The following is an 8,428-nucleotide window of genomic DNA, read 5'->3' as shown; positions in this document are numbered from 1 at the left end:
CGGGCGCGCCCGGCGCCGGCAGCCCGGACGGCCTGCCGGCCGCGGCCGCGCGCTCGTCGCGCGCCGCCTTCGCCGTCGCCCCGGCCCGCGCCGCGGTGGCTTCCTTACCGCGCTCGCGCCGCTCCCCTGGCAACGTCAGTCCCAGGATCACGGCGCAGACGACCACAACTCCAGCGATCTTGTGAAGGAGAGGCACGTTTCCCCCGCCGGTAGACCCGAACAGGACCAGGGGGACAGCGTACGACCCCCCGGACATCAACGGACACCCTGCGGCGTACCCGAATGATCTCCTCAGACCCCTCCACGGTCGGACCCCATCACACCAAGTCGGGAACCCACCGGTAAAGCCGGACACCCCGCCCGCATGACCCCTTCGCCGCCCATGAAAAGATGCCCCGCGCCCAGAACGGGCGCGGGGCATCGAACACGGACGAGGGCCCGCCTCAGGTGGCCTCAGCCGGCACGCGAGCGCGCTATCTGACCGGTGGGGCAAAGCCGAAGGCGAGCCCCACCGGGAAGCTCGCGAAGCGAGGCCGCGCTCGCCCAATCACGGCCAAGGGGCGAGCCGCCAGGCGAGCCCCTTGGGCCGGGATTGAATCAATGCGCCGCGTCCTGCCAGGTGCGGCCGGTGCCCATGGAGACGCTCAGGGGGGCGCGGAGGGCGTAGGCGCCCGCCATCTGGTCGCTGACGAGGGACTTGAGGGTGTCGAGTTCGCCGGGGGCGACCTCGAAGACCAGTTCGTCGTGGACCTGGAGCAGCATGCGGGACGTCAGGCCGGCCTCGCGCAGGGCGCGGTCGACGTTGAGGCTCGCGACCTTGATGATGTCGGCGGCGGAGCCCTGGATGGGGGCGTTGAGGGCCATCCGCTCGGCCATCTCGCGGCGCTGCCGGTTGTCGGAGTTGAGGTCGGGCAGGTAGCGGCGGCGGCCGAGGATCGTCTCGGTGTAGCCGTCCTGGCGGGCCTTGGCGACGATGTTCCGCAGGTAGTCGCGGACGCCGCCGAACTGCTGGAAGTACTCCTCCATGAGGCCGCGCGCCTCGTCGGGCGAGATCCGCAGCTGCTGCGACAGCCCGTAGGCCGACAGCCCGTACGCCAGGCCGTAGTTCATCGCCTTGATGCGGGCGCGCAGCTCGGAGTCGATCTGCTCGGGCGGCAGGCCGAACACGCGGGACGCGGTGATGGTGTGGAAGTCGGCGCCGGATCCGAACGCCTCCAGCAGCGCCTCGTCCTCCGACAGGTGCGCCATGATCCGCAGCTCGATCTGGGAGTAGTCGGCGGTCAGCAGCGACTCGTACCCGGCGCCGACGACGAACGCTTCTCGGATCTGCCGGCCCTCGGCGGTCCGGATCGGGATGTTCTGGAGGTTCGGGTCGGTGGACGACAGCCGCCCGGTCGCGGCGATCATCTGGTTGAAGGTGGTGTGGATCCGGCCCGCGTCGTCGGCCATCGGGATGAGCGAGTCGACGATGCTCTTGAGCTTGGCGACCTCGCGCCAGCGCAGGATGTGCTCCAGGACGGGGTGGCCGTCCTTCTCCAGCAGCGTGGTGAGGGCCTCGGAGTCGGTGGTGTAGCCGGTCTTGGTGCGCTTGGTCTTCGGCAGGTTCAGCTCGTCGAACAGCACCTGCTGCACCTGCTTGGGCGAGCCGAGGTTGAACTCGTGCCCGACGGCGGTGTGCGCCTGCTGCTCCTGCTCCTTGACCTGCCCGCCGAGCGAGGCGGACAGGCCCGCCAGGTGGTCGGCGTCGACGGCGATGCCCGCACGCTCCATCCCGGCCAGCACGCCCACCAGCGGCAGCTCCACCTCGTGCAGCAGCCGCGTCGCGCCGCGCTTGTCCAGGTCCTTGTCGAGGACGTCGGCGAGCTCGGTGACGGCGCGGGCGCGGACGGCGAGCGCCTCGGCGGCCTCCTCCTCCCCGGAGCCGTCCAGGGTCAGCTGCCCGGAGTCCTCGGTCTCGCTGCGCAGCTCGCGGTGCAGGTAGCGCAGCACCAGGTCGGCGAGGTCGAACGTCCGCTGGCCCGGCAGCGCCAGGTAGGCGGCCAGCGCCGTGTCGCTGGTGACGCCCTCCAGGGACAGGCCGCGCGCGGCGAGCGCCAGCATCGGGCCCTTCGCCTCGTGCACCGCCTTCGGCTTGGAGGCGTCGGCGAGGTAGGCGGCCAGGGCGCGCTCGTCGTCCTCGATCAGCTCGGCCGGGTCGAGGTGGACGGCCGGGCCCTCCTTGGACGCCAGCGCCAGCGCGGTGATCTCGCCGGTGCCGCGCCCCCACGTGCCGGCGACGGCTACGCCGAGCCGGCCGCCGGAGTTGCCCTCCAGCCAGGCGCCCAGCGCGCCCGGCTCCAGCGCCTCCACCTGCACCTCGAAGCCCTCGTCGGCCTCGGGCTCGGCCGCCGACAGCGAGGAGTACAGCCGCTCGCGCAGCACCCGGAACTGCAGCGAGTCGAACAGGGTGTGGATCTCGTCGCGGTCCCACTGGCCCATGGTCAGCTGCGGCGGCGTCAGCTCCAGCCCGACCCCGGTGTCGAGCTTGTTGATCTGCTGGTTGCGCAGCACCCCGGCCAGGTGCTCGCGCAGGTTGTCGCCCGCCTTGCCCTTGATCTCGTCGACCTTGGCGACGAGGGTGTCGAGGTCGCCGTACTTCACCAGCCACTTGGCGGCCGTCTTCGGGCCGACGCCGGGCACGCCCGGCAGGTTGTCGCTGCTCTCCCCCACCAGCGCCGCCAGCTCCCGGTACCGCTCGGGCGGCACCCCGTACTTGGCCTCGACGGCGGCCGGGTCCATCCGGGCCAGCTCGGACACGCCCTTCACCGGGTACAGGATCGTGACGTGCTCGTTGACGAGCTGGAACGCGTCCCGGTCGCCGGTGACGATCAGGGTGTCCAGCCCGGCCTCGGTGGCCTGCACCGACAGCGTGGCGATGATGTCGTCGGCCTCGAACCCCGCGACCGACATCCGCGGGATCCGCAGCGCGTCCAGCACCTCGAAGATCAGGCTGACCTGGCTGCGGAACTCGTCGGGCGTCTTGGCCCGGCCCGCCTTGTACTCCACGTACTGCTCGTGCCGGAAGGTCGGCTCGCCGCGGTCGAACGCCACCGCGATGTGGGTGGGCTGCTCATCGCGCAGGACGTTGATGAGCATCGAGGTGAAGCCGTACACCGCGTTCGTCGGCTGCCCGTCGGTGGTGGAGAAGTTCTCCACCGGCAGCGCGAAGAACGCGCGGTAGGCCAGGGAATGCCCGTCGAGCAGGAGGAGCCGGTCACGCTTGTCAGGGGTCGCTGGTGTGTTCGCCACACCAGGACTCTAGTCTGCGCGTACGACAGTTTTGTGGAGGCGTAAGTGAGCGACACCGGCGGCCTGAGCCGCGACGACCTGGCCGCGAAGATCCTCTCCGGGGAGGGGATGGAGTCCCGCGGCGACCTCGCCAAGGCGATGGGCGTGGAGTACCTGGAGGTGTCCGCCGAACGCGTCGTCGGCCGCATGCCGGTCAAGGGCAACACCCAGCCGTACGGCCTGCTGCACGGCGGCGCCTCCTGCGTGCTGGCCGAGACCCTCGGGTCCGCCGGGTCCGCGATGCACGCCGGCCCCGGCCGCATCGCCGTCGGGATCGAGATCAACGCCACCCACCACCGCTCCGCGTCCGAGGGGTACGTCACCGGCGTCGCCACCCGCGCCCACGGCGGCCGGACGCTCGCCACCTACGACATCGTCATCACCGACGAGCGGGACCGCCGGGTCTGCACCGCGCGCCTCACCTGCATGCTCCGCGACGCGCCCGACGCCTGACCCCTCCCGCCCGCGGCCCGTCCGTCCCCCCGCGCCCGATCCGCCGCTTTCTTTGCGATCGACCGGCCGGGGTCTGTAGCGTGGATCGGAACGGCCTGGGATCACCGAGTAGACAACGCACGCGCCCGCGAGGGCCGTACGGCCCCAAAGGTGATCCCAGGCCCGACGCATGTCACGGGACGGTCCCAGCACGTCCCAGGATCTGGTGCACGCGGCGGACGCCGTCCTACGGTGCGGAACCATGCGGCCCCTCCCGGTACGGCGCGCGGCGGCGGTCCTGCGCACGGTGACCTCCGTCCTGCTGCTCGCGCCGCTCGTCCCGCTGGCGTCCGCGTGCGGCGGCCACGACGACGCGCACTACCGCGTCCCGGCCCGGGCCGTCCGCGACGGCGAGCGCCCGCTCCCCTACCGCGAGGCCGCCGACGGGCAGGTCGTGTTCGCCGCGATCGGCCTCAGCACCGGGCTCACCACCATCACCGGCAGCCACGCCGACCTGCCGTCCCGCCTCGGCGGCTTCACCCGCGTCCGGATGCTCGCCGAGAACCGCTACGCCACCTTCCACAAGGTCGACCTGGACCGGCAGCTCCTGGTCACCTCGCGCGGCGCCTACCCGCCCGACGTCAACGCGATGCGGGTCAAGCGGCAGCCGACCGACATCGAGCTCGGCTCGCACGACCGCCTGGAGTTCGACCTGATGTACGACGTCCCCAAGGACGCCCGGATCCGGGCGCTGCGGCTGTACTCCACGCCCACCGACGAACTCGGCATCGAACTGCCGCACGACCCCGGGGTGGAACTGCCGCTGCGCTGAGCGGCGGCAGTTCCACCCTGGGGTCGCGGGACGGCAACCGGTCAGGCGTCCTTGCCGCCGTTCGCGGCGCCCGCCTCACCGGCCCCGGACGCCTCCTCCTCGGAACCGTCCTTCGCCGCCTTGTCCAGCGCGACCCCGCCGGACGCGTCCGGGCCGCCGGCCGCGCCGGCCGCGTCACCGACGTCGCCGCCGAGGTACGCCGCCCGCACCTGCGGATCGTCCAGCAGCTCCGACGCCGGGGCCGACCGCACGATCCGCCCCGTCTCCAGCACGTACGCCCGGTGCGCCAGCCGCAGCGCCTGCTGCGCGTTCTGCTCCACCAGCAGGATCGTCGTGCCGCGCCGGTTGATCTCCTCGATGATCGAGAAGATCTGCTGCACCAGCATCGGCGCCAGCCCCATCGACGGCTCGTCCAGCAGCAGCACCTTCGGCTTGGACAGCAGCGCCCGGCCGATCGCGAGCATCTGCTGCTCGCCGCCCGACATCGTGCCCGCCGCCTGCGTGCGCCGCTCCGCCAGCCGCGGGAACAGCTCGTACGCCTCCGCCAGCTCCTTGGAGTGGTCGTCCTTGCGGGCGTACGCGCCCATCAGCAGGTTCTCGTGCACCGACATGCCCGGGAAGATCCCCCGGCCCTCCGGCGCCTGCCCGATGCCCGCCAGCACCCGCCTGTGCCCCGGCATCGACCCGATGTCGGCGCCGTCGAAGAACACCGACCCCGACGAGCAGGACCGCAGCCCCGAGATCGTCTTCAGCGTCGTGGTCTTCCCCGCGCCGTTCCCGCCGATCAGCGAGACGATCTCGCCCTCGCCGACCTCCAGCGACACGCCCTTCAGCGCCTCGATCTTGCCGTAGTGGACGCGCACGTCCCTCAGTTCAAGAAGCATCGGCCGGAGCCCCCAGATACGCCTCGATGACCTTCGGGTCGTTCTGCACCTCGGCGGGCAGCCCGTCGGCGATCTTCTGCCCGAAGTCCAGCACCGCGACCCGGTCGCTGATGCCCATCACCAGGCCCATGTCGTGCTCGATCAGCAGCACCGTCCGCCCGCTGTCGCGGATCCTGCGGATCAGCTCCATCAGCGCGATCTTCTCCGCCGGGTTCATCCCCGCCGCCGGCTCGTCCAGCAGCAGCAGCTTCGGATCGGTCGCCAGCGCCCGCGCGATCTCCAGCCGCCGCTGGTCGCCGTACGGCAGGTTCTTCGCCATGTCGTGCGTGCGGTGCGACACCCCGACGAAGTCCAGCAGCTCCCGCGCCAGCGCCTTGCCCTCGCGCTCGGCCCGCCGGTGCCGGGGCAGCCCGAACGTCACGCTGATCAGCCCGGCCGTGTGGTGCGCGTCCGCGCCCACCTGCACGTTCTGCTCCGCCGTCATGTTCGGGAACAGCCGGATGTTCTGGAACGTCCGCGCGACGCCCCGCTTGGTGACCTGGTGGCGCTTCAGGCCGTTCAGCCTCCCGCCGGCGAACGTGATGTCGCCCGACGTCGGCCGGTACACCCCGGTCACCGTGTTGAACACCGTCGTCTTGCCCGCGCCGTTCGGCCCGATCAGCCCGAAGATCTCGCCCTCGCGGACCGTCAGGTCGACCGCGTTCAGCGCCACGACGCCACCGAAGCGCATCGTCAGCTGCGACAGCTCGAGCAGGACGCCGCCGGACTCGCCGCCCGCGGCGCCGGACACCTCGCTCATCTGCTCCCCACCTCGGCCTCCGAACCGGCCGTGTCGATCTCGGCGCCCAGATGGCCCATCCCGCCGCCGCCCTCGGCCATCTCGGCCTTGCGCTGCCTCGACGGGATCAGCCCCTCCGGACGGAAGATCATCATCGCCACCAGGATCGCCCCGAACGCCAGGTCGCGGTAGTCGGCCAGGCCGCGGAACCGCTCCGGCAGCCACGCCACCAGGAACGCCCCCACGATCACGCCCGGGATGTTGCCCGCACCGCCCAGCACCACCGCGGCCAGGATCGTCGCCGACAGCAGGAACGGGAAGTTCGCCGGCGCCACGTACCCGGTCTTCGCCGCGAACACCACGCCCGCCGCCCCGCCGATCGCCGCGCCCGTCGCGAACGACAGCAGCTTGAACTTGAACGTCGGCACGCCCATGATCTCGGCCGCGTCCTCGTCCTCCCGGATCGCCGTCCACGACCGGCCGATCCGGGACGCCTCCAGCCGCTTGGAGAAGATCACCACCAGCACGATCACCGCGACCAGCAGGTAGTAGTACGGCCGCGCGTCCCTGATCTTGTACGTGAACAGGTCGACCCCGGCGAACCACACGCCCTCATGGCTCGGCGGATGCGGGATGTTGTTGATCCCGCGCGTCCCGCCCAGCCAGTTCGTGTTCTCCGCGACCTTCCGGACGATCTCCCCGAACCCCAGCGTCACGATCGCCAGGTAGTCGCCGCGCAACCGCAGCGTCGGAGCGCCCAGGATCACCCCGGACACCGCCGCCAGCACGATCCCGCACGGCAGCAGCGGCCAGAACCCGATCCCGTGCTTCACCGCCATCGTCGCCATCGTGTACGCGCCGATCGCCCAGAACGCCACGTACCCCAGGTCGAGCATGCCCGCGTACCCGATCACCACGTTCAGGCCCAGCGCGAGCAGCACGTAGATGCCGATCGGATAGAACAGGATCGTCTGCCAGGACGACTCCGGCGACATCGCCGGCGCCAGCCCCTCGTACGGCAGGAACAGCGCACCGACGACCAGCAGGACGTACACCGCCCACCGCTGCCAGCCGGGCGCCCGGTCCCACCGCGTGCGGACCGTCTCGAGGGGGCCGCCCAGCGCGTCGCGCCAGCCGGCCGCGTTCCGTGTCTTGTTCGTGTTGTCGCTCATGCGCGCGCCTGCTGGAGGGACTCACCGAGGATGCCGGTGGGACGGAACAGGAGGATGACCACGAGAAGCGTGAACGCGATGACGTCCTTCCACTCGGAGCCGAAGATGGAGCCACCGTAGTTCTCGATGAGCCCCAGCGTGAACCCGCCGACGAGGGCGCCGCGCAGGTTCCCGATGCCGCCGAGCACCGCGGCCGTGAACGCCTTGATGCCGAGGATGAAGCCGATGTTGAACATCGTCTGCTGGTAGAGCAGCGCGAAGAAGAAGCCGGCCGCACCCGCCATCAGGCCGCCGACCAGGAACGTCACAACGACGACCCGGTCGATGTTCACCCCGAGCAGCACCGCCGTCTCGGGGTCCTGCGCGGTCGCCCGGATGCCCCGGCCGAGCTTGGAGGCGTTCACGAACCGGTCCAGGATCACCATCATCACGATCGCCGCGACGAAGATCAGCAGCTTGTCGTTGCGGACGTCCCCGGAACCGATCGAGAACAGCGTCTCCTTCCTCAGCAGGTCCGGCACGTGGATCGGGTCGCGGCCGCCGCCGTGCCCGAAGAAGTGCGGGATCACCAGCGTCGCGAACAGCTCCTGCAGGAACAGCGACGCGCCGATCGCCGAGATCAGCGCCGCCAGCCGCGACGCCCCCTTGCGGCGCAGCGGCCGGTAGGCGATCAGCTCCAGCAGCAGCGCCGCGCCGCCCGAGGCCACCATCGAGGCCACCAGGCACGCCAGCAGCACGCCCACCAGGGCGATGCCGGTGTAGGGGCCGTTGTCGAAGCCGACCACCTGGATCAGGGTCAGCCCGCCGAACGTGCCGATCATGAAGATTTCGGAGTGGGCGAAGTTGATGAGCCGGAGCACGCCGTAGACCATCGTGTAGCCGAGCGCGACCAGCGCGTAGATCGACCCGACGGTCAGCCCGTCGACCGTGTTCGCCCAGAACTGGGATGTGAAGTCGTGGAGCACAGAGGGTTCCTCAAGAAAGAGGGGGCGGGAGCGCTGTG

The 8,428-nt window shown here is 71.1% G+C and carries 7 protein-coding genes; 2 read left to right on the top strand and 5 right to left on the bottom strand.

What is annotated here, in order from left to right; genetic code table 11:
• Positions 1-597 precede the first annotated feature (597 nt).
• On the bottom strand, positions 598-3,288 hold the full coding sequence (gene polA, locus QP089_RS48340; protein WP_285921371.1) for a DNA polymerase I: 2,691 nt from the start codon (positions 3,286-3,288) through the stop codon (positions 598-600).
• A gap of 108 nt (positions 3,289-3,396) precedes the next feature.
• On the opposite strand from polA, the gene QP089_RS48335 reads away from it, so the two are divergent.
• Both QP089_RS48335 and QP089_RS48330 read left to right on the top strand, forming a co-directional pair.
• A complete protein-coding gene (locus tag QP089_RS48335; RefSeq protein WP_285921373.1) occupies positions 3,397-3,780 on the top strand; it encodes a PaaI family thioesterase in 384 nt (127 codons plus the stop codon).
• A 241-nt stretch (positions 3,781-4,021) separates the two neighbouring features.
• Positions 4,022-4,591: a DUF4352 domain-containing protein gene (locus tag QP089_RS48330; protein WP_285921370.1), complete on the top strand. Its 570-nt coding sequence runs from the start codon at positions 4,022-4,024 to the stop codon at positions 4,589-4,591.
• Positions 4,592-4,632: 41 nt separating this feature from the next.
• Here the strand turns inward: QP089_RS48330 and QP089_RS48325 are convergent, their stop codons facing one another.
• The 4 genes from QP089_RS48325 to QP089_RS48310 are packed head-to-tail and all read right to left on the bottom strand — an operon-like array spanning position 4,633 to position 8,390.
• A complete protein-coding gene (locus tag QP089_RS48325; protein ID WP_285921369.1) occupies positions 4,633-5,475 on the bottom strand; it encodes an ABC transporter ATP-binding protein in 843 nt (280 codons plus the stop codon).
• Entirely contained in the window at positions 5,465-6,274 is an 810-nt protein-coding gene (locus tag QP089_RS48320; protein ID WP_285921368.1) for an ABC transporter ATP-binding protein, read from the bottom strand. The genes QP089_RS48325 and QP089_RS48320 overlap by 11 nt, the downstream gene beginning before the upstream one ends.
• Positions 6,271-7,425 (bottom strand): branched-chain amino acid ABC transporter permease, encoded by a 1,155-nt coding sequence (locus QP089_RS48315; RefSeq protein ID WP_285921367.1) that lies wholly within the window; start codon positions 7,423-7,425, stop codon positions 6,271-6,273. Before QP089_RS48315 ends, QP089_RS48320 begins: the two co-directional genes overlap by 4 nt.
• On the bottom strand, positions 7,422-8,390 hold the full coding sequence (locus QP089_RS48310; RefSeq protein ID WP_285921366.1) for a branched-chain amino acid ABC transporter permease: 969 nt from the start codon (positions 8,388-8,390) through the stop codon (positions 7,422-7,424). The genes QP089_RS48315 and QP089_RS48310 overlap by 4 nt, the downstream gene beginning before the upstream one ends.
• Positions 8,391-8,428 lie beyond the last annotated feature (38 nt).

Source organism: Actinomadura opuntiae (assembly GCF_030283205.1).
In the GTDB taxonomy this organism is placed as follows: domain Bacteria; phylum Actinomycetota; class Actinomycetes; order Streptosporangiales; family Streptosporangiaceae; genus Spirillospora.
Note: the sequence above shows the minus strand (reverse complement) of the source record. Positions and strands in the feature narration are given on the sequence as shown.

What these genes read in the sequence shown, in the direction of transcription:
- QP089_RS48325 (WP_285921369.1), bottom strand. Translation starts at nt 5,475, where the DNA reads ATGCTTCTTGAACTGAGGGACGTGCGCGTCCACTACGGCAAGATCGAG.
- QP089_RS48320 (WP_285921368.1), bottom strand. Translation starts at nt 6,274, where the DNA reads ATGAGCGAGGTGTCCGGCGCCGCGGGCGGCGAGTCCGGCGGCGTCCTG.
- QP089_RS48330 (WP_285921370.1), top strand. Translation starts at nt 4,022, where the DNA reads ATGCGGCCCCTCCCGGTACGGCGCGCGGCGGCGGTCCTGCGCACGGTG.
- QP089_RS48315 (WP_285921367.1), bottom strand. Translation starts at nt 7,425, where the DNA reads ATGAGCGACAACACGAACAAGACACGGAACGCGGCCGGCTGGCGCGAC.
- QP089_RS48335 (WP_285921373.1), top strand. Translation starts at nt 3,397, where the DNA reads ATGGAGTCCCGCGGCGACCTCGCCAAGGCGATGGGCGTGGAGTACCTG.